Here is a 19,466-nt window from a genome sequence, read left to right as displayed (position 1 = left end):
CCTAAGTCCTCCCCAATCTATGCGTACCCGTCTATTCCATTCGCTTTCCTTTGACAAAGAGCGGCTGTAGGCAATAGGTGTAATAATCGATATTTTTCAAGTAATAGATCAGCCTGCCGAGACTGGCTACCAGTGCAAGAAACGAAGCAATAAAAAATGAAAAACCGTAGTTATGAAGGGGCAACATCGCTATGGTGATGACAACGGTACTGACGAGAAATAAGGTTGTCACCGTAAGCGCTCCCTTCCGATCGTCAAAATAGAGCAACATCAGCACGATCACAAACATAACAGCGTACAAATATCCCGCGATGACCAAGATGTTGTACCGCTCGATTTGATCGGACGTAAAACCGATGTGCGGAAGTAGCGTAATGCCTAGAGCCAGTGCAACGAAGGAAAAGAACAGCTGCACCTCCATCATGAAGCTGAGCTCCTGCATCAACGTTTGAACCATGTCTGTTTTCGCCCGCTTGATATCCTGTACCGAGCCCGTGCCCAATATCGTTCCGTAATACGCTCGATACTTCTCGTAAAAAGCAGTCTCCACAGATACCACAAACATGACCATGGTAGGCAATATGCTCAAGGAAGCGTAGAACGCCGGCACGTCGTAAAAAGGCGCAATCACGTAAGTATCCGCCACGACCTCCTGCAACGGACTCCCCAGCCAGTAAATAAAATGGTGCACATAAAAACCAAGAGAACAAAAGAGACCCACACCAAGCAGACTTGGGTACTTTTTCACGTACTTCAGAAAATCAAAATAATTCCTCTCCCGCTTAGGGAAAAAACTCTCCAGATGAATCATAGAGAGGACGATCATCGTAAAAAAGCCGAGATCCAAAGAGATCAGCATCGCGATTCCTTTTTCCAGCTCAGTCAGATTCAACAGCAGAAACGCAGCCAGAAGCGTAACGGCAACAGCAGCCAAATACCCACGAATGATGCGCATATAATCCTTTAATGCGGACAAGTAGGCGGATTGCAGCCATACGACGATCAGTTCCACAAAAAGAAGGTAGGCTACGAGTTTGAAGCCAGACGGCAGAGGCGCGAGCCAGTAAAAAACACCGCCCAGAATTCCCCCCAAACCTAGACAAACAGCGATAACTCCATACAAAGACGCAATGATGTCGTTATACTCACGCAAGTAAATTTTGTCTGCAATATAGCGAGAAACGACCATGGAAAAGCCGCAGGTAATTAACAGCGAAAACACGAATGCATAAACGACAGCTGCTAAAAAAGACATCCTTTCCAAATAGCTGACATTCAATTGAAGAAGGATTTGCTGTAGCACCGTAATCATGACCATACAAATCAGCATCGGTCCGACTGTGACCAGCGAAGAAAATGCATACGCCTTCACACTGGACAAATACCCTTTATTCCGAAACATTTTCTTCAGTTCAAAGCCAATGCCCGCCATGTTTCTTACACCTCGTATTTCCGATACATATTGCGATATCCCGCCAAGAAATTCTCATGTGTGTAAATAGTCGATACTCTCTGGAAGCCACATCTGCCCATACGCCGTCTCATGGGCTCGTTTTGGCATAACGTAATGATCGCTTGAGCAATTTGAGTAAAATGCATGACGGGTACGGTTATCCCTGCGTTGCCATAGTTGTCACCATTGCCGTACAACAATTCCCGACAGCTTCCCACGTCCGTTGTGACGAAGGGCTTTCTGCATGCCATTCCTTCCAAAATAACGAGCGGTTGTCCTTCACTGATGCTGGTCAAAACAAGCATGTCCATTTTTCCGAGATACTCTTTCACATTGACCGCACCCGTAAACGTAACATCCTCCAGCTGCAGGCTTTCGACCAATTGTAGGCATTCTGTGTAGTACTCCTCGTCTTCATCCGTCGGGCCCATGATGACAAAGCGTGCGTGTGGCACTTGTTCTTTGACGAGCCCGAAGCTGTGCAGCATTGTTTTAATATCCTTGATGGGTACCACGCGGACGACAGCGCCAATCGTTATTGCGTCGTTCTTTTTTTCCTCCACGATGTCTGCATAGTCGCTCACTTTTACACCGTTTGGGATCACTGATACTTTGGAAGGATCACAGCCTAGCTCAATCTGAATTTCCTTGTTTCGCTCAAACAACGTGATTACCTCATCCGCGTAGGAGTAGGCACATGCAGAAAGGTTATGAAAATAATTGATCCAAATATCTTTAAAGTGACCCTTAATCCAGTTTGCCTTGATAATTTCTTCTTCCCGCTCGCGGGTGTAGATTCCATGCTCCGTCAGCAAAAACGGCTTTGCATGCAAATACTTCCCGAGACTCCCAGCTACACCGCCATATCCCGTACAAACACTGTGATACAAATCCGCTTGCGGCATGCCGTTTTGAATGACCAGACATAGTGGCAACACCATCGAGCGAATCATCCAGATCATTTCGGTAAAGGGAATTTGCGGGTATTTTTGCTCGCAAAGTCGCTGGATTACCTCGAAAAAGTCCTTGCTTGTAAGCAACTCGGCTACGGCTGGCACCTTACTCCCTGACAACACGGAAAAAAGAGCCTGCCAGTCGCCCTTACTGCCATCAAGCAACGAAAGCAACGCTTGCTGCTCATCCTCAGTTAGCCCCAGGCGCTTGCCCGGTGCAGCCTCTTCTTTGAGATAGGCATCCAGAAATACCTCTTTGATTTCCACCACATTTGCGGGGAGCTGGTAGACGTATTTCCCCCTGTTTTTCTCTTCTGCACCAATCGCATAAATGATAAACTCATGCTCTGGCACGCTAGCGATTAAGGAATGAATCCAACTAGAGACGCCCCCTGTAATAAAAGGGTAAGATCCTTCAGCAATCAGACAAATTTTCATCGCTTACTCTTCCAGTCCTATTTCAAATTTTGCACCCGTTGCATGTACGAGATAGGCGCCTTCCTCTATTTTTTCTACCGTGCAATTTACCAAGCTCGTCATTTTTTTGTTTGTCCGCAAGATGTAATACATTTCGTCTGAGAAATTGTTCATGTATCCTGTCATTTTTTTATCTGTATGCGCGATATACACATCCGTCTGCAAATAGCTCTCAAGGCTTGCCGCAGCTTCGGAAGCAGTCTGGCTGCGCAGCCATGGATACTGCTGGTAAAGCTCTTCCAGCATGAGTTGAAAGTCTTTTACCAATTCCGGCCACGACTTGTTATTGCTTCTCTCCTTGTCCAACACATCGTCTGGGTGAACAAAATGAGAAAAAACACCGATGGATGTGATCGCATTCGCTATGTACCAATCATGAATGTCTGTGCGACTGTATCCCGAGGTAATACGCGGCAGCTCTACGATGCCATCTTCGGCCACGGAAAACTCCTGGATGTATTCGTGCGTGCTGTCTGATTCCGCATACAAGGAGGCAATGACTCTCAGATCAGGGAAGGACTTTTTCAGCGCTCGACGCCCTTCCGCTCCCAACACGTTGGAAGGCGGGACATACACCTGTATGTCGTATGACGAGAAGACCTTCCTGATATAATCGTCCAGGTACGCAAGTGACTCAGCCATGCTTGCTTCATCAGGCCAAGCCTTATACTCGTAATGGCTCGCCGTCGCTTGATCAGTAACCAGCGATTGATGATTGTATCCGTGGATGCCCAATTCACCACCCAATTTCAACAAATCCCTGCCGTACGTAATCAGATTGTTCGAATCCGTTCCTTCCTCATCTGTGAAGGGGGCTACAACTCGGTTATTGTAAGTTTTGATAATCGCTCCCGTGTAGGTCACATCATAATCAGCAGCAAGCTTGATCATGTCGGGCCACCACACATCCCGAAAGAAGCTGGGAATATCTTTGCGGTACTCGCGGTAAATACTCGGCTCGATTCCCTGACGAAAGGGAGCGGGAAAGTCGTCAATATACGTGATTTTCATATTGAAAATGGGGTACATGAAATCTTGATTCAGTAAACTGATGCCACCAGCAATCAGTCCTCTGTTCATTGCAGATTGCATATTCGTCCCGTTATAGACCATGAACTTTCCCTGTCCATGCTGGGCCTCCCATAGCAGTGGCATATTGTCGGCAGAAACTGCATGTACTTTCGCTTTCCTATCCAGCTCTACAGGAATCGAGGAATTCACAATGGACTCTGCCCCGATTTTTGCATCTTCTCCTTGGATCAACAGATTGGATGTCATCTGAATGCCGTTTGTCACGATAGGGAGATCGATGGAATTGATCCCTAGCTTTCGGTAAATGCGATATAAGCTGTCGTTGTATTCAGGCGTACGTGAAAGGAACACATTTCCCCCATTGTGCGCATATTGCATCATCGCATCCAGATCGGCTAGCAAGCCCAGATTTTCTATGGTGATAATGACCGTCATGTATTGGGAATCGGGCTTCGAGAACTGATTAACGTCTGCGAGATCGTACTCCTTTTTCATATACCGCAGCACTTGCTCCACATTCCTCGCGATTGCCATACTGCTCTCATCCTTGGAATCATGCAGAATGAGGAACCGCTCCCTTGCAAGCTTGGCGATTTCCTCCTGGCTGATTGCGTTTTGCTTCGGCTCATCAGTCCGCACTCCCGAGCCTCCCGATTTATTACTGCTCACCTGGAGGATGAACTGGGAACGGGTAGCTTCTATGGTGATCCCCAGAATCGCCACAAAGATCAGAATGAGGTAGATGTTTTTTTTCACAGGAATGTCGTTGGACCTCGGCCTGCCCCATTCTCGGTCCTTTTCCCTGTCTCTTTTCTTTCTTCTGTTCCTTGTCATTCTCATTTTGTATCGCTCATCTCTTTCGAATTCGTACCTGTTTCCTGTGCAGCAGCGACTTCCTTCCAAGTGCTTTCTTGCTCATCGGCTTCCAGGGTGTTCCAGTAGCGGATCATCATCAGCGTAGCGTGGGAGATTTTAACCGACGAGCTTTTTAACCGATTCATTTCTGCCACAAAACCTACATGGTCTCTGATCGTAAAGAAGCGCTTTAGCGACATGACATATGGCTGCTCGCTTTCTGGATGATACTCATGAAACAATTGACAGTACTGTGCGGCTTTTTCATAGGACTGGTTCACCAGCTCGCAATTGATCTTGTCCACAAAATAGCTTTCTTCTTCCTGATAAATGTCCAATAAAGACTCCAGCACAAAGGAATACGTATAGCTGTATTTCACATAGGTGCGTTGATCAATCAGTGAACTGTCCAAGTACTTCTTCAATACGTCTGCGTAGGCGCGCAAAACCTCAAGATTCTGCTTGTTTTCCTCGTATTTCACCGATAAATCCTGCAGTTGGAGCTGAAGGTTTCGCCGCATTTCCGTTAAAGCAGCTGCCGCGTAGTGAACCGTTTCCGAATCCTCGTTTTGCAAGGCTGTCTCCAATGTGCCGATCTGCCAAATGGTCTGCTCTTTCAGGACATCGATTAGCATCTTTCGGCGCGTGCTAGTGTCGTTCAAAAACAAAATGTCCTCAACTGGAACGATGTTCATTTCCTTTTCCATGTCCGCTCTTCGGAAAATATTCGATCCCTCGGCTAGTTTAAGCAAATCACTCTCCAGCATTAGCTCATTCACATTCTTTTTCGACGTTCGCTTGTACACATCGGTAATTCCCAATAACAGGAGTCCAAAAACAGGAAGAAAGCCAGCAACAAGCATTCGCATAATAAGCACCTGCTTGTTTTTGCCGCGGCTTTGCATCCAACTGTAACTAACAGTCACCAAGACATGGAGGAGGACTAGATTAAGCATAGGCCCCATCCTTCAAGGAGAAGCGATCCTGGTCTTTTTCCTGTACAATTCTCGCTGCAATGCCGAGTCTACCAAGCCGATCAATCACGATATTGGCTTCTTGCTCGTTTGAATTGGAGAGAATGATATAGACATCTCCTGCTTCGTCCATTCCCATATAATCCGCTTCGCGCAGAGAGCTAGCGATAAAGGTAGAGAGCGTATGATGGTCCATTTGCGCAGCGTCCACTGCCAAAAGTGTAAAGTCAGTGTTCAACTGTTGCTTGGCGTCCCTTTTATTCTTCAACATAGCCGAAAAATAAGCTGGAATCAGGAAGGAGGTGTCTTCTAGGTAGCGATCCTTTTGTGTGGAGTTTAAGAAACGAAGTGAACGCGACAACGCAGAAGAGATCAATTGGACGGCGACCTGGAAAAGATTTTGGGTGTACATCGTAAAATTTTCGAATCCGAGTTGTTGCAGCGTTATGACTGCCACCATTTTGCCCTTGTCAAAAATAGGAGCTGCCATAAGAGGCATATCGTGACGCAGCTCTTTATTCACGATGATCTTCTTCATTGTCATTAATTCAGTAAGATAAGCATGCTCACTCATTTTCAACGAGCGTGGCAGATCAAAGCCCGCTTTATTCGATTTAGCCATCAATCGCAAGAAGGAGCCACTTTGATTCATCGTATAAATTGCGATCTCATCGGACTTCATGATTCTTTCCAACACCTTGACCGATTTCTGCAATACACGTTCCGGCTCGAGGCTGTCCAGCTCCTTGGTGATGTTGTAGATTTTTCCGAAGCTGTCTTCCGAATTCACAATCTGCTGCTGCAGTTCTTGCTTGACCACCAGAACATCGTTGTAAATGTCTTTTAAAAAGTCATACTTGTCTTCCAGCGCTTGCTTTTGCAGTTCTTTGGACAGTACGTCCCTGTTGCGTTTGTCGATCGAATAACCCACAGCAATCCCGATAATAAAATAGACAGCGATATGAAACAGAACATTGGCGTCATACAAGAGCGATACGACATCGCGCCCGTTATGCAAACTTTCTCCGATGAAAAGTCCACAGGCCAGGATGACAGACAAGAGGGATTGCTTCGTTCCGTAAATCGCGCCTATCAACACGATGTAAATCAGCTTGAGATCAAAAACACCGCTGTTAACCGTTCCAACTGTAGCGAAAATCACCACAAGAAAAGCGAGAATGTTCTCAATGTACGGCCTTACATCCCATGAACGGAGCCAATGGATCGTTTTCTTCGCATCGCTCTCCCGCTCTTGTTCTTTCTCTGCGATGGTCGTTTGATACCACTGCGCCGTTTTTTCCAACCCCTCTGCCAATGAATACATCGGAATCCAGTCGAGTCTTCTCTTTGCCCGCGAATTGTCCAAAACCGACTTATCTACGTCTCCTGGGCGTTTTTCCCTTTGTAATATTCCCTGGAGAGACTGGTTCACCCCGAGAATGTCAATCAGCTCATTAATGCTGCTTTCCTGATTCGTAGACAAATTCATCACACCGGTATCATCCGTGGTAACGGAACGGAAAATGGCGTCAGCTACATCCTCTACATAAATAAAATCTCTCGTTTGGCTGCCATCCCCGTGCAAAACTATCTCTTTCCCATGGTTGATCTGGGTTAAAAAAGTAGAGATGACGCCGCCTTCCCCTACTGCACTTTGTCTGGGGCCATACACATTCGCCAGGCGAAAGGCTACCGTTCGCAAGCCGTACATTTCCGTCCATTTGCGGCAATACATCTCGCCGATGTGCTTGTTTATTCCATAAACAGATACCGGATCACACACTGAATCTTCATGTAACGGAGTATTTTCATTCATGCCGTAAACGGCGGCCGATGACGCAAAAATAAATTTGGACACGCCATATTTGCTCGATAGCTTCAGCATATTCACGAGTCCAAGAATGTTCGTATTCGAATCCAGCAGGGGGTCTTCCATGGATGCAACAACACTCACTTGGGCCGCTAAATGTACGACGACATCGAACTTGTTGCTTTTAAAAACCTCATCGCATTTTTTATCCGCTACATCCAGCTCGTATGCCTTATGCGGAAATGTGACGTTCCTCTGATTGCCTGAACTGAGATCATCCAAGATGAAAACTTTATAGCCTTCCTTATAAAATCTCTCTGCGACAAAAGAACCGATGAACCCATAACCACCTGTGATCAAAACTTTCATACTAACACCTCAGCTATTTGTTTCACCTATCTATCTCCACGACGGACATCCCAACCCTGTTCCCAATACTTTTTGGACAGCCCATTCGATCCGCTCCAGCTGCAATGGCTTGGCTATAAAATCCCGCGCACCTGCCTGAAGTGCCTTGATGACGGTATCGTGCCTAGACACTGCTGAGCAAATAATGATTTTGGCATCCTTGTCCAACTCCATGATTTTGCGTGATGCAGTCAAACCGTTCATGCCGGGCATGGTAATATCCATCGAAACGAGTGATGGTTTATACAAGCAGTAATTTCTAACAGCCTCTTCTCCCGATGCAGCTTCTGCAACGACATGCAGTCCTAACGACTCAAATATGTTGCGTAGCACATGCCTCGTAAACGCTGTATCATCAACAATCAGTATGCTATTCATCCAAAATGCTGTCTCCTATCCTATTATCTATATCTTTTGGACTATATCATTATAGTAATAAATTGCTATTTTTACTACGAATCAAAGCAATAGTTTCTTAACTTTTCATAGGCAAAAAGCCCCCCATTCCGTAGCTTTACCCATTCTACTAGGATCATCTCAACAATTTCTGAACAAGAGACAAAAAGAAGAACAGGGACAGTTACCTATACGGCAACTTATCCCTGTTCTACTTCATACTTTTTTACTATCTACCTCTACGTGACTTCTCTTTCTCTTTTTTCAACAAGCGAATAAAGATCACCAGTACAATGAGGAATACCGCCAAAATCACTCCGATTAACCAGAGCGGGATATTGCCCACTACCTCGTTTATGCCTTTTGTCTGTTTCTCTTCTTGGTCTTCGAGCTGAATAGAGAAAACCTCGTTTGATTTGCTCATCACGACAATTTGCCCATCTTCGTTGGAATTCTTCAGATATTCAAGTAGATCGGCATGAAGGAAGGTTCCCTGACTAGCCTTACTCTCGTCTGCAGATTGGAAAACACTCAACGTCCGCTCTTTATTCCAGATCGAGGGCTGGACCCAGGCCACATAACGGCTCGTCTCGTTGATTACGTGGTATTGGTTCAACTGCTTGGCCTCATTCATCAAAAGCTGCCCCTGAACCTTCTCCAAACTCGGGTACTGCTCAATATCCCCCATCGCAACCACATTGTACGAGGCAATCTCTTGCAAGGCCTTCTCGTTCAGAGGCTCCTGGAAAATGACGAAGGAGCTTCCCTTCCGATTGCTTACCTCCGACAGCATGTCATTCATCAGCATCGAGAACTGCGACAAATAAGAACCTGTCCATTTTTCCGGCAGCAGGAAGGCGGTGTCCTTCAATCCAGCATCCTGCACAAAAGGAGCGGGCCAGTACCGGAAGCTGCGCTGTGCAGGTACCTCGTGCGGCACGTTCAAGCTACTTTCCTTATCCACAAACAACCAGCGTCCCATGTTGTTCTCAGGCGCGCACACATCACCCTTCTGGTTCATCGAAGCCGAGAAAGAGACGGTCAGCCCATGATTCGCCTCTTTGATGACAGACTGTGAAATCGGAATACTCACATGGTATATCGTTACATGCCCGGCATAGTAATATCCATTATGACGAGTGACGGTCGATACAAACAATAATTTCTAACAGCCTCCTCACCTGAATCAGCTTCTGCAACTACCTCAATCCCTTCTGAACAAGAGAACATCGTCACAAGTATAGAACAGGCACAAAGAACTATAACCTGTCGTCAATTCCATTACGGGGAAATAAAAAAGGCCGAAGCATCCGCTTCGGCTCAACTCACTCTTTTATTCGGTTCTCTTTTCCCTACCAAGCTGCAATACAACTATCCGTACGCATATCAGTACCACCGCTCAGCACACCATTTTCATCACGCCAAATGATTTGACCGCGTCCAAAGTAATTGCCGAGCTGCGCCCACTTGATGGTATGGCCCCTGCGCTCCAAGGCTTGTGCCAGATGCTCAGGGAAATGACGCTCCAGCTCCACCGTTTTGCCTTCCATCCACTGCCAGCGCGGCGCATCGAGCGAAGCTTGCGGATTGAGGTGGAAGTCGATCGTGTTCATGACCACTTGTACATGTCCTTGTGGCTGCATGAAGCCGCCCATTACGCCGAATGGCCCCACTGCTTTTCCATCCTTCGTCAAGAAACCCGGGATAATGGTGTGGAACGTTCTTTTGCCGGGCTCCAAGCAATTGTCATGAGCAGGGTCCAGCGAGAAGTTATGACCTCGGTTTTGCAGGGCGATCCCTGTCCCCGGCACAACTACCCCGGAACCAAAGCCCATGTAATTGCTTTGGATAAAGGAAACCATATTGCCCTCACCGTCAGCCGTGGCCAAATAGACCGTGCCGCTCGTTTTCGGCTGACCTGGCTCTGGCGTCAACGCTTCATGACCAATGAGTGCACGGCGAGTGGCAGCGTAATCCTCTGACAACAACGCTTCCTTGGAAATCTTCATTTTGCTCTCTTCTGTGATGTATTTTAATCCATCGACAAATGCCAGCTTCATCGCTTCGATTTGCTTGTGATACGTTTCCGTCGTGTCTTTTGCGTCGAAATCAAAACCCTTCAAAATGTTCAGTGCCATCAGGCCGATCATCCCTTGCCCATTCGGCGGGATCTCCCATACATCATAGCCGCGGTAGTTGACACTGATCGGCTTCACCCATTCCGGCTCATAGGCAGCGAGATCTTCTTTTCGCAAGTAGCCATCGCACTCACGGGAGAACGCGTCGATCTTGTCTGCCAGCTCTCCTCGATAGAAGCTCTCTGCATTTGTTTCCCCGATTTGACGGAGCGTCTCAGCATGACCCGGCGACTTCCAGATGTCGCCCGCTTTTGGCACCTTGCCATCTGGCGTAAAGGTGGAGAACCAATGCGCGAACTCTTCCCCTTTGCATTGCTGGGAAAACTTTTTGTATGCGGCATTCCAATAATGTGCCAAAGTCGGCGATACCGGATAGCCATTCTCCGCATAATCAATCGCTGGCTGCAAAACCTCTGTCAGCGGAAGGCGACCAAAACGCTTGGACAAGGCTGCCCAGGCAGCAGGTGCTCCTGGTACCGTGACAGGTGTCCAGCCGTAGGTCGGCATTTCTTCCAGACCTTTTGCTTTTAATGCCTCGATGGAGATTCCTTGTGGAGCAGGCCCGCTTGCATTCAGTCCATGCAGCTCGTCTTTGATCCACACGAGGGCAAAGGCGTCTCCCCCGATGCCGTTTGAGGTCGGTTCTACTACAGTCAGACACGCAGCCGTTGCAATCGCCGCATCCACCGCATTTCCGCCCTTTTTCAATATATCGAGACCTGCTTGTGCCGCCAGTGGCTGCGAGGTCGCCACCATGCCATTCTTGGCAAAAGTCGTCACACGCTTCGATGCGTATGGGTATTCCATTGCGTCATAGTTAACCATGGTTTTTGCCTCCTAAAGTAGTTCGTTGTTAGCGAATATGAAAACCAATGAAGGTCCTTTTGGTTTGAGTCAACATAGTGGAGGAGAAGAAAAAGCACAGTTCTCTTCGACTCTGACACGCCAGCATGGGGGGATTGACTGTCCGTCTCCACTTCCAAAAGGGGACCGTCGAGCCAAAGCCACCCTACGGGCGGAAGTTTCGCAGGGAAGACGTGTTCGACAAGCAGGTCCCCTTTTAGAAGTTCCGACTGGGTAGGCGTTGTCAAGGTCTACGAGCCCTGTGCTTTTTCTTCTTACCAGCTTACGTAAACTTTCCTAGTCGATGAAAACAAACCCGTACGCCATTGCTCCCAGAATGACAAAAGCGGGATGGACCTTCCACGTTTCGAGCAGAAGGTAGGATGCTACTGTCAAAATTCCTGTTTGCATCCAGCCAATGCCTTCGACTGCTCCCATCAGAAACTGGTACGTCATGGTTCCGAGCAATACGGTAACCACCGGTCGAACTGATTGGGTCATTGCTTTTACCTGTGGAGCACTGCGGAATAAATTAATAAAGCCCATCAACAAGATCATGGCAATTGCCGTTGGGGCTACAGTTGCAAATAACGCAACTGCTGCACCCGGTACACCCGCTACCTGATAGCCAATGTATCCAGCGAGCTTGGTCGCGATTGGGCTGGGCAGCGCATTTCCTACTGCCAGCACTTCTCCGAATTCCTGTACAGTCATCCACTGGTAATGGTCAACCACTTCATTTTGGATTAAAGGGATGCTCGGTGGTCCTCCCCCGTACCCCAAAATGTTGGAGATGAAAAAGGCCCAAAATAATTGTAGGTAGATCATGCTACTCCCTCCTTGCCGCCCTTGTCCTTGCGCTTGCGGACAGACCAAGTGGAGTAGGCAAATGAAACGGCCAGCGCAATCCCTACGACGATGCCCGGATGCCAATCAAGGAAGAGCAACGCTACGAGTGAGAGGGCGAGGGAAAGGCTCACACCTGCTTTGCTGGACGCTCCCTTCCAACCCTTTGAAAGGAATTCCCATGTAAGGACGCCTGTCATGACTGCGATTACCGGACCGATTGCCTGGATCATGCCGTATACACCCGGCGCATCCTTCCATTGATAAATAACTTGCAGCAAACCGATCATCACAAGCACGATTGGCATCACTACCGCGATGTTTGCCACCAATGCACCCTTCCAGCCTTTTACCCGATAGCCGATAAATGCTGCCAGCTTGGTCGCAATTGGCCCTGGAAGAGCGTTGCCGAGCGCCAGATTGTCGGAAAAGTCCTCATCTGTCACCCATTTGTACTTTTTCACGCATTCGGTGTAAAAGAGGGGAACCATCGTAGGTCCTCCCCCAAACCCGAAGATACCGATGCGGAAAAAGGCGAGAAATAATTGCCAGTAAATCATAGCTGTACCTCCGTCCTTGCCTAGCTAGCGGAAAAGTTCGCCCGATTGAACCAAATGACAGGATACCAGTTGGCCCTTGCCGATGTCTGTCAGACTGGGCACCTGCGTCTTGCAAGTCTCTGTCGCATATGGACAACGCGGATGAAAGGTGCAGCCGCTCGGTGGGTTTGCTGGACTCGGCAAATCGCCTGTCAACAAGATCCGTTCGCGCTTTTGCCGTGGTTTCGCTACTGGAACAGCCGAGAGCAGCGCCCGTGTATACGGATGACTCGGGTTCTCAAACAGCGTCCGCTTGTCAGCAATTTCTACGATCCGCCCCAAATACATCACCGCGATCCTGTCACACAAGTGCTTCACGACCGACAAATCATGCGAAATGAACATCAGGGTCAGATTGAATTCTTTTTTCAAATCCTTCAACAAATTGAGTACCTGTGATTGAATTGATACGTCCAATGCAGATACGGGCTCATCGGCAATGATCAGCTTTGGTTTTACGACCAGTGCGCGGGCGATTCCGATCCGCTGCCTCTGTCCGCCGGAAAAATCGTGTGGATGGCGGTTCAGATGTTCTTTTCGCAAGCCAACGACCTGAATAATCTCTTCGATGACCTTTTCCCGCTCTGCCTTTGTCCCGATGTTGTGCACCATCAGCGATTCCATCAAAATCTGCTTGATCGTCATCCGTGGATTCAGCGAAGCGTATGGGTCCTGAAAAATCATTTGCAGGTTTCGGCGCATGACGCGCATTTCTTCTTTAGGAAGCTTCGCTAAATCTTTGCCATCAAACCAGACTTCTCCTGCTGTCGGTTCCAAGAGGCGTAGAATCGTTCGGCCCGTCGTTGACTTGCCGCAGCCCGATTCCCCTACAATCCCAAGCGTTTCACCGGGATACACTGTCAGATCAATACCATCAACTGCTTTGACATGTCCCGTCGTCCGCTTCAAAAAGCCACCCTTGATGGGAAAATGCTGTTGCAGCCCTTTTACTTCTAAGAGAGGTGTCGTCATGCCTGTTCTCCCTCCTTCGCGTACAGCCAGCAGCGACATTTTTGATTGTCCAGTTGCAAGAGTTCAGGAGGCTTTTCGTGACAAATCGCAATTGCTTGCGCACAGCGCGGGGCAAAACGGCAGCCCACTGGCATTTGATACGGCAGGGGAACTGCTCCTGGAATGGTTTCCAGATATTCACGCTCTTCGTCCAGCTCAGGAATCGAGTTCATCAGACCGATCGTATACGGATGCTTCGGACTGTCAAACAGCGTATCGACATCAGTTTCCTCTACAACTTGACCCGCATACATGACGATAACGCGCTCACACATCTCGGCTACTACACCCAAATCATGCGTAATCAGCATGATGGAAGTTCCGGTCTTTTCTTTTAAATCGCGCATCAAATCAAGAATTTGCGCCTGAATCGTCACATCCAGTGCCGTTGTCGGCTCGTCTGCAATAATTAGCTTCGGATCGCAGGACATGGCCATCGCGATCATGACACGCTGGCGCATCCCTCCTGACAGCTGATGCGGAAACTCTCCGTAAATCTCTTCTGCACGAGGCATCCCGACTGCTTTTAGCATGGCAATCGCCCGTTCCTTTGCCTCTGCCTTCGTTACCTTGCGATGCAGCATGACTGCTTCCTCAATCTGTTTGCCTACGGTATGCAGCGGATTGAGGGAGGTCATTGGCTCTTGAAAAATCATCGCGATTTCATTACCGCGTACACCTTGCATTTCTTTTTCCGACAGCGCAAGCACGTTCTTCCCATGGAAGCGAATCGATCCTTCCGTGCTTCCGTTGGGCGGCAGCAAGCGCATGATCGACAGGCTGGTTACACTCTTCCCACAGCCCGATTCGCCCACGACGCCAAGCGTTTCACCAGCACGGATAAAGAAGTCGACGCCGTCCACGACACTGACGACACCGCTGTCCGTGCGAAAACGGGTTCTCAGTTGTTCCACTTCCAAGATGGTCGTCATCTGCTCCACTCCTTTTCTCCCGTGTAGGGCATTCATTATTTACGTGCGCGTGGGTCCAGAACTTGCTGTAGACCATCCCCCAACAAGTTGAAGCCCAGCACGACTAAGAAGATGGCAATCCCCGGATAAAATGTCGCATATGGCGCGACAGACATAAGTGTTTGTGCTTGGTTTAGCATGCTGCCCCAGGAGGGAGTCGGCGGCTGTACACCCAATCCGAGATAGGACAAGGATGCTTCTGCGATAATCCCGGATGCCATTGCCAACGTCGCTTGAATCACAATCGGGTTCATGGCGTTCGGCAAAATGTGGCGGAAAATAATGCGTGCATCCTTTACCCCAACCGAACGTGCTGCTTGAATATACTCCATATTCCGAAGCGAAAGAACTTGACCGCGTGTAATCCGTATAAAAGCAGGCGCAAAACCAATCCCAATCGCCAGCATGGCATTCCCGAAGCCTGAACCAAGCACCGCCGAAATTGCCAGAGCCAGAATCAAAAACGGAAAGGCCTGCATCGCATCGACGCTCCGCATCACAATCCACTCATCCCAAAAACCGCGGTAATAACCGGACAACAGTCCAATCGGCACCCCGATCAGCATCGCAATACCGACAGAGATCAGCGCTGCCTGAATGGAGATGCGCGCCCCGTAAACAACACGAGAGAAAATATCCCGACCGAGATCATCGGTCCCAAACAAATGCTCACCATCTGGCGGCATCAAAATTTTATTATAGTCTTGTGCATTGGGGTCGAAGGGTGCGATCAGCGGCGCGAAAATCGCCACCAAGATCAATCCGAGGATAATCACCGCTCCGATGACGCCTAAACCATTCCGGAGAAATTTGCCCACGGTTTTCATCACTCACCTGCTCCTTTCCCAGCCTTGATGCGCGGATCAATGACAGCGTACAAAATGTCGACAATCAGGTTTACCAAGACAACAAGAATCGCTGAAACAAGAATGGCTCCTTGAACCGTTACGTAGTCACGTTTGAATACAGATTCCACAATCAGACGGCCAAAGCCAGGAATCGAAAAAATCGACTCGGTAATCACCAGACCACCCAACAAGCCTGCGATCATCAAACCTGAGGTCGTTACTACTGGAACCATCGCATTTCTCAGCGCGTGCCCCAGAATCGTGCGAGCCTCATTCAATCCCTTCGCTTTCGCTGTCCGAATAAAGTCCATGCTCACGACATCGAGCAAAGAAGAACGCAGCATTCGCATCAATACGGCAGATTCCCGCAAGCCCGTTGCCAAACAGGGCAGAATCATGGCCATCAGGTTTTGTGTAGGATTCTCGGAAAACGGTACATAACCGGATGAAGGTAGCCACTGGTTTTCCACGGCAAAGAAAATAATCATCATCATCGCCAGCCAGAAGCTGGGGATACTCATACCGCCTAGCGCAGTAAAGGTACTTGTATAGTCAATCCAGGTCCCACGTCGCACTGCCGCGAGAATTCCCGCAGGAAACGCAATCAGGATCGCTACCAAGAACGTTCCGATCGTCAATTCCACGGTAGCTGGGAGTCTTTGCATAATTAAGTCTGCGACCGGCACGCGGTCCGTAATCGATATTCCCAAATCACCCGTTACCACTTTTCCTAGCCAGGAAAAATACTGCATCACGATCGGCTGATCCAATCCCAGCTCGGTTCGCAGTGCCGCATAGGCTTCCGGTGTCGCTTCCTCTCCTAAAATGACCCGGGCAGGATCGCCCGGGATCATATGAATCAAAGAGAATGTCATAATCGACACCAGCAGGAGAATCGGGATTGTCAGCAATAGACGCCTGACTATGAACATCATGACAATTCCTCCTTGCTCTTGCTGTTATAGTGTTGCGCTACCTATTGCTTGTCCAAATTGGCTGTACGGATCAAACCGTCTGGAACATATGTAAAGCCGGTTACTTTCTTGTTCATGCCGAGCAGTACATATTGGTGGTACATGTAAGCATAGCCCGCTTCTGCTTGCAGCAATGTGGCAGCTTCGTCATACAGCGCCTTACGTTTTGCTTCGTCCAGCTCACCACGTGCTTTGATTACTAATTCATCCAGCTTCGGAATGGAAATGCGGCCATCGTTGTTCGATGTATCCGTTACGACGAAATCATGAAAGTTTTGGTCAGGGTCCTGACGTCCAGACCAGCCCAATTGCATCGCTTCAAATTCGCCTTTATCGCCTGTTTCGATCAATTGTCCATATTCCAATTTTTCCAATGTCACGTTGATGTTGTGTTGTTTCAGCATGTTTTGCAGTACCGCACCCAGTTGCTCATTCTCTGGAGAAGTAGAGATGTACAGCTTGAAGTTAAATCCGTTTGGTTGACCGCCCTTCGCGAGCAAATCCTTTATTTCCGCTGCATCCGGCGGCTTCGGTGTGTTCAGTGCTTCATTGTAAGCCAGACTGCCTTTTGTAAATGCTGTGCGAGCCGGTGCCGCATAGCCGTTAAACAATACTTTTACCAGGGCATCACGGTCAATGGCACGATCCACTGCCTGACGGAGGTACTTGTTGTCAAACGGCGGACGGGAGTTGTTCAGGTAGAGACCTTGGTAACCCATGCCGGATTCCGCAACCAATTGCAGGTTCGCATCGCCCTTGATAGCCGGGATTTCTTTTACAGGGGTATCATCGATGATATCCAGCATGCCGGAGCGCAGGTTTTGCACCTTCGCTGTTCCGTTCGTGAATACTTTGTAGTTCACTTCATCGATCTTCACTTGACCATTCCAGTAGTTTTCATTCTTCTTCAGCGTTACATGGTCGCCTTTTACTTGCTCCACAAAAACATACGGGCCTGTACCAACCGGATGATTGAGGTATTGATCGCCATGCTCCTTCACCGCTTTTGGCGATACCATAATGCCCGAACGGTCAGTCAAGATGGACAGGAATGGAGCGAAAGGCTCTTTCATCTGGATTTTTACGGTTTGCTTGTCCACTACGGCAACGGAATCTACGAATTTTAATTCGCCTTTTCGACGGGACTTCTCATCGTTCATGTTGCGCTCGAAGTTGAATTTCACTGCCTCAGCGTCAAACTCGGTGCCATCGTGGAATTTCACGCCCTGCTTCAGCTTCAATGTATAGGTCTTGCCGTCTGGCGTTACTTCATACGATTCCGCCAGCATTGGCACTATTTTTCCTTCTGAGTCGATATCAAACAGCTTGTCATAGAGGCTCGCGTATACTTGACGGTCGTACAGCGAAGTCGAAGTGTTTGGGTCCATTGACGGCGGGTCTGCCTTTAACCCAATATTCAGTACTTTTTTACCGGAGGCTGGCGCTGTTGTTGCGGCTTTGCCGTTATCTGTACTCGCGCTATTTCCTCCTCCACAGCCTGTTACCAATAAAACTGTCCCCAGAACAGCACTGAGCATTGCTTTGCTCACTTTGGTCGAAAACATAGGATGACCCCTTTTCTCTCGTTTTTTCTCCAGTTTCTTTCTAGAATCGCTCGGCATTCATAATCCCAGCGGATTTTCGCCCGATGGCATTCCCCCTTCCAAGGTCACTCGTGCCTAACGGATAAAGTTATACTTCGACTTCAGTATTTTCAATTCGTTAATTACATTCGTTTTGGAGATGCCAGGAATCTTGTGTAGTTTTTTGAGTAAAAATTCCGATAATTCTTCGTTACTTGTTACGAGTACCTGTGTGAAAAGCTGATATTCACCAGAAGTGAGTACGATGAGCCTAATCTCTACGGTGTCCGTTAATGCAGCAACCACATCGTCCAGCTTTTCCGCATCCACAGCCACTTGAATCATCGCCTGTACGTGAAACCCTGCCTTGACTGGATTGACAATACCGACCAGACTCAGGGCACCTTCGTCCTGCAATTGCTGGACGCGCATGCGGATCGTCTTTTCCGTGACGCCGAGGTCCTTCGCAATCTGGGTAAACGGCAAGCGCGCATTTCCTTGCAAGGCTCGAATGATCCCGTAGTCGATATCATCTAACTCAGGATAAAGTGATCTTCGAAAAGTCTCTTCCATTTGAACACACCTTTATTCGTCTTTTTTTAACAATATACAACCTTATTACAGCTTTATTCCAGAAAATCTGGTCGAATTTCATAATGATTGTTGTTACTATAATACGATTTTCGACATAGCGCAATACTTTATCTGAAAATTTCATTTTGAAAGCATTTTCATTTTATTTCTTGCTTTCTACCTATTCTTACTATGAATAATACGTAAAAAAAGAGCCTACTCCGCTAGGAGAGGCTCTCTATTAATATTCGATACGGTCCAGAGATTGAGACCATGCTTCAAATGGACTCTGTCTATTCGCAAGATTGATTCTCTGAAAAGGAATGCTGCGCTCCTCATGAGGGAGAACAATCTGCTCATAAATAAACTGATCATCAAAACCGACATGCGCCGCATCTTCTTTCGTGCAAGCATAATAGACATTACGCGGTCTGGCCCAATAGATGGCTCCCAGACACATCGGACACGGCTCACAGCTCGTGTACAGGTCGCAATCGTTTAACTGAAAAGTTTGGAGATGACGACATGCTTCCCGAATGGCTTGAATTTCGGCATGTGCCGTAGGGTCATTGCTCGTCGTCACTTCATTGCGTCCTCGTCCGATTATGTGCCCGTCCTTCACGACAATGGCGCCAAACGGTCCGCCTATTTTATCACGTACATTTTCAAACGCAATCTGTACGGCTTGACCCATCCATGCCTCCCGTTCCATCCGCTTTCCC

The 19,466-nt window shown here is 48.1% G+C and carries 17 protein-coding genes and 1 pseudogene; all 18 read right to left on the bottom strand.

Annotation, left to right across the window (positions count from 1 at the left end; all coding sequences use genetic code 11):
• Positions 1 to 31: 31 nt before the first annotated feature.
• The gene (gene pelG, locus ACKKE8_RS03720) at positions 32 to 1,432 is read right to left on the bottom strand and encodes an exopolysaccharide Pel transporter PelG (RefSeq protein WP_409176961.1); all 1,401 of its coding nucleotides are present in this window, start codon (positions 1,430 to 1,432) and stop codon (positions 32 to 34) included.
• A gap of 5 nt (positions 1,433 to 1,437) precedes the next feature.
• Positions 1,438 to 2,844: a GT4 family glycosyltransferase PelF gene (gene pelF, locus ACKKE8_RS03715; RefSeq protein ID WP_409176960.1), complete on the bottom strand. Its 1,407-nt coding sequence runs from the start codon at positions 2,842 to 2,844 to the stop codon at positions 1,438 to 1,440.
• 3 nt (positions 2,845 to 2,847) lie between these two features.
• Positions 2,848 to 4,638, bottom strand: coding sequence for a DUF2194 domain-containing protein (locus ACKKE8_RS03710; protein WP_409179066.1), 1,791 nt, complete (start codon positions 4,636 to 4,638; stop codon positions 2,848 to 2,850).
• Between the two features lie 113 nt (positions 4,639 to 4,751).
• Positions 4,752 to 5,726 (bottom strand): hypothetical protein, encoded by a 975-nt coding sequence (locus ACKKE8_RS03705; protein WP_409176959.1) that lies wholly within the window; start codon positions 5,724 to 5,726, stop codon positions 4,752 to 4,754.
• Complete coding sequence (locus tag ACKKE8_RS03700) at positions 5,719 to 7,923, bottom strand: NAD-dependent epimerase/dehydratase family protein (protein ID WP_409176958.1); 2,205 nt, start codon at positions 7,921 to 7,923, stop codon at positions 5,719 to 5,721. The genes ACKKE8_RS03705 and ACKKE8_RS03700 overlap by 8 nt, the downstream gene beginning before the upstream one ends.
• A 30-nt stretch (positions 7,924 to 7,953) precedes the next feature.
• Positions 7,954 to 8,340 carry a response regulator gene (locus ACKKE8_RS03695; protein WP_409176957.1) on the bottom strand — a complete coding sequence of 129 codons (387 nt, stop codon included), beginning with the start codon at positions 8,338 to 8,340 and terminating at the stop codon, positions 7,954 to 7,956.
• A gap of 247 nt (positions 8,341 to 8,587) precedes the next feature.
• Positions 8,588 to 9,451 carry a cellulose biosynthesis cyclic di-GMP-binding regulatory protein BcsB gene (locus ACKKE8_RS03690; RefSeq protein ID WP_409179065.1) on the bottom strand — a complete coding sequence of 288 codons (864 nt, stop codon included), beginning with the start codon at positions 9,449 to 9,451 and terminating at the stop codon, positions 8,588 to 8,590.
• A 14-nt stretch (positions 9,452 to 9,465) separates the two neighbouring features.
• Positions 9,466 to 9,570 (bottom strand): annotated as a pseudogene (locus ACKKE8_RS03685) (response regulator); the annotation flags it as partial.
• Positions 9,571 to 9,710: 140 nt separating this feature from the next.
• Positions 9,711 to 11,321 carry a gamma-glutamyltransferase gene (ggt, locus tag ACKKE8_RS03680; RefSeq protein WP_409176956.1) on the bottom strand — a complete coding sequence of 537 codons (1,611 nt, stop codon included), beginning with the start codon at positions 11,319 to 11,321 and terminating at the stop codon, positions 9,711 to 9,713.
• A 315-nt stretch (positions 11,322 to 11,636) separates the two neighbouring features.
• Positions 11,637 to 12,167: a chromate transporter gene (locus ACKKE8_RS03675; RefSeq protein WP_409176955.1), complete on the bottom strand. Its 531-nt coding sequence runs from the start codon at positions 12,165 to 12,167 to the stop codon at positions 11,637 to 11,639.
• Complete coding sequence (locus tag ACKKE8_RS03670) at positions 12,164 to 12,745, bottom strand: chromate transporter (RefSeq protein WP_409176954.1); 582 nt, start codon at positions 12,743 to 12,745, stop codon at positions 12,164 to 12,166. The genes ACKKE8_RS03675 and ACKKE8_RS03670 overlap by 4 nt, the downstream gene beginning before the upstream one ends.
• Before the next feature lie 24 nt (positions 12,746 to 12,769).
• A complete protein-coding gene (locus tag ACKKE8_RS03665; RefSeq protein ID WP_409176953.1) occupies positions 12,770 to 13,756 on the bottom strand; it encodes an ABC transporter ATP-binding protein in 987 nt (328 codons plus the stop codon).
• Complete coding sequence (locus ACKKE8_RS03660) at positions 13,753 to 14,727, bottom strand: ABC transporter ATP-binding protein (protein ID WP_409176952.1); 975 nt, start codon at positions 14,725 to 14,727, stop codon at positions 13,753 to 13,755. The genes ACKKE8_RS03665 and ACKKE8_RS03660 overlap by 4 nt, the downstream gene beginning before the upstream one ends.
• 35 nt (positions 14,728 to 14,762) lie before the next feature.
• Positions 14,763 to 15,593 carry an ABC transporter permease gene (locus tag ACKKE8_RS03655; RefSeq protein WP_106652428.1) on the bottom strand — a complete coding sequence of 277 codons (831 nt, stop codon included), beginning with the start codon at positions 15,591 to 15,593 and terminating at the stop codon, positions 14,763 to 14,765.
• A complete protein-coding gene (locus ACKKE8_RS03650) occupies positions 15,593 to 16,549 on the bottom strand; it encodes an ABC transporter permease (RefSeq protein ID WP_409176951.1) in 957 nt (318 codons plus the stop codon). The genes ACKKE8_RS03655 and ACKKE8_RS03650 overlap by 1 nt, the downstream gene beginning before the upstream one ends.
• A 41-nt stretch (positions 16,550 to 16,590) precedes the next feature.
• Complete coding sequence (locus ACKKE8_RS03645) at positions 16,591 to 18,153, bottom strand: ABC transporter substrate-binding protein (RefSeq protein WP_409176950.1); 1,563 nt, start codon at positions 18,151 to 18,153, stop codon at positions 16,591 to 16,593.
• A gap of 114 nt (positions 18,154 to 18,267) precedes the next feature.
• Positions 18,268 to 18,744, bottom strand: coding sequence for an Lrp/AsnC family transcriptional regulator (locus ACKKE8_RS03640; protein ID WP_409176949.1), 477 nt, complete (start codon positions 18,742 to 18,744; stop codon positions 18,268 to 18,270).
• 241 nt (positions 18,745 to 18,985) lie between these two features.
• Positions 18,986 to 19,456: a nucleoside deaminase gene (locus ACKKE8_RS03635; RefSeq protein ID WP_409176948.1), complete on the bottom strand. Its 471-nt coding sequence runs from the start codon at positions 19,454 to 19,456 to the stop codon at positions 18,986 to 18,988.
• Positions 19,457 to 19,466: the final 10 nt, after the last annotated feature.

It is taken from the genome of Brevibacillus fortis (assembly GCF_046196545.1).
GTDB lineage: Bacteria > Bacillota > Bacilli > Brevibacillales > Brevibacillaceae > Brevibacillus > Brevibacillus fortis_A.
The sequence above is the reverse complement of the archived record's forward strand: the minus strand, read 5'-3'. Positions and strand labels throughout refer to the sequence as shown.

Excerpts from the sequence above, each read along its gene's own strand:
- pelG (WP_409176961.1), bottom strand. The coding sequence starts at position 1,432 with ATGGCGGGCATTGGCTTTGAACTGAAGAAAATGTTTCGGAATAAAGGG.
- pelF (WP_409176960.1), bottom strand. The coding sequence starts at position 2,844 with ATGAAAATTTGTCTGATTGCTGAAGGATCTTACCCTTTTATTACAGGG.
- ACKKE8_RS03705 (WP_409176959.1), bottom strand. The coding sequence starts at position 5,726 with ATGCTTAATCTAGTCCTCCTCCATGTCTTGGTGACTGTTAGTTACAGT.
- ACKKE8_RS03700 (WP_409176958.1), bottom strand. The coding sequence starts at position 7,923 with ATGAAAGTTTTGATCACAGGTGGTTATGGGTTCATCGGTTCTTTTGTC.
- ACKKE8_RS03695 (WP_409176957.1), bottom strand. The coding sequence starts at position 8,340 with ATGAATAGCATACTGATTGTTGATGATACAGCGTTTACGAGGCATGTG.
- ggt (WP_409176956.1), bottom strand. The coding sequence starts at position 11,321 with ATGGTTAACTATGACGCAATGGAATACCCATACGCATCGAAGCGTGTG.
- ACKKE8_RS03675 (WP_409176955.1), bottom strand. The coding sequence starts at position 12,167 with ATGATCTACCTACAATTATTTTGGGCCTTTTTCATCTCCAACATTTTG.
- ACKKE8_RS03670 (WP_409176954.1), bottom strand. The coding sequence starts at position 12,745 with ATGATTTACTGGCAATTATTTCTCGCCTTTTTCCGCATCGGTATCTTC.
- ACKKE8_RS03665 (WP_409176953.1), bottom strand. The coding sequence starts at position 13,756 with ATGACGACACCTCTCTTAGAAGTAAAAGGGCTGCAACAGCATTTTCCC.
- ACKKE8_RS03660 (WP_409176952.1), bottom strand. The coding sequence starts at position 14,727 with ATGACGACCATCTTGGAAGTGGAACAACTGAGAACCCGTTTTCGCACG.
- ACKKE8_RS03655 (WP_106652428.1), bottom strand. The coding sequence starts at position 15,593 with ATGAAAACCGTGGGCAAATTTCTCCGGAATGGTTTAGGCGTCATCGGA.
- ACKKE8_RS03650 (WP_409176951.1), bottom strand. The coding sequence starts at position 16,549 with ATGATGTTCATAGTCAGGCGTCTATTGCTGACAATCCCGATTCTCCTG.
- ACKKE8_RS03645 (WP_409176950.1), bottom strand. The coding sequence starts at position 18,153 with ATGTTTTCGACCAAAGTGAGCAAAGCAATGCTCAGTGCTGTTCTGGGG.
- ACKKE8_RS03640 (WP_409176949.1), bottom strand. The coding sequence starts at position 18,744 with ATGGAAGAGACTTTTCGAAGATCACTTTATCCTGAGTTAGATGATATC.
- ACKKE8_RS03635 (WP_409176948.1), bottom strand. The coding sequence starts at position 19,456 with ATGGAACGGGAGGCATGGATGGGTCAAGCCGTACAGATTGCGTTTGAA.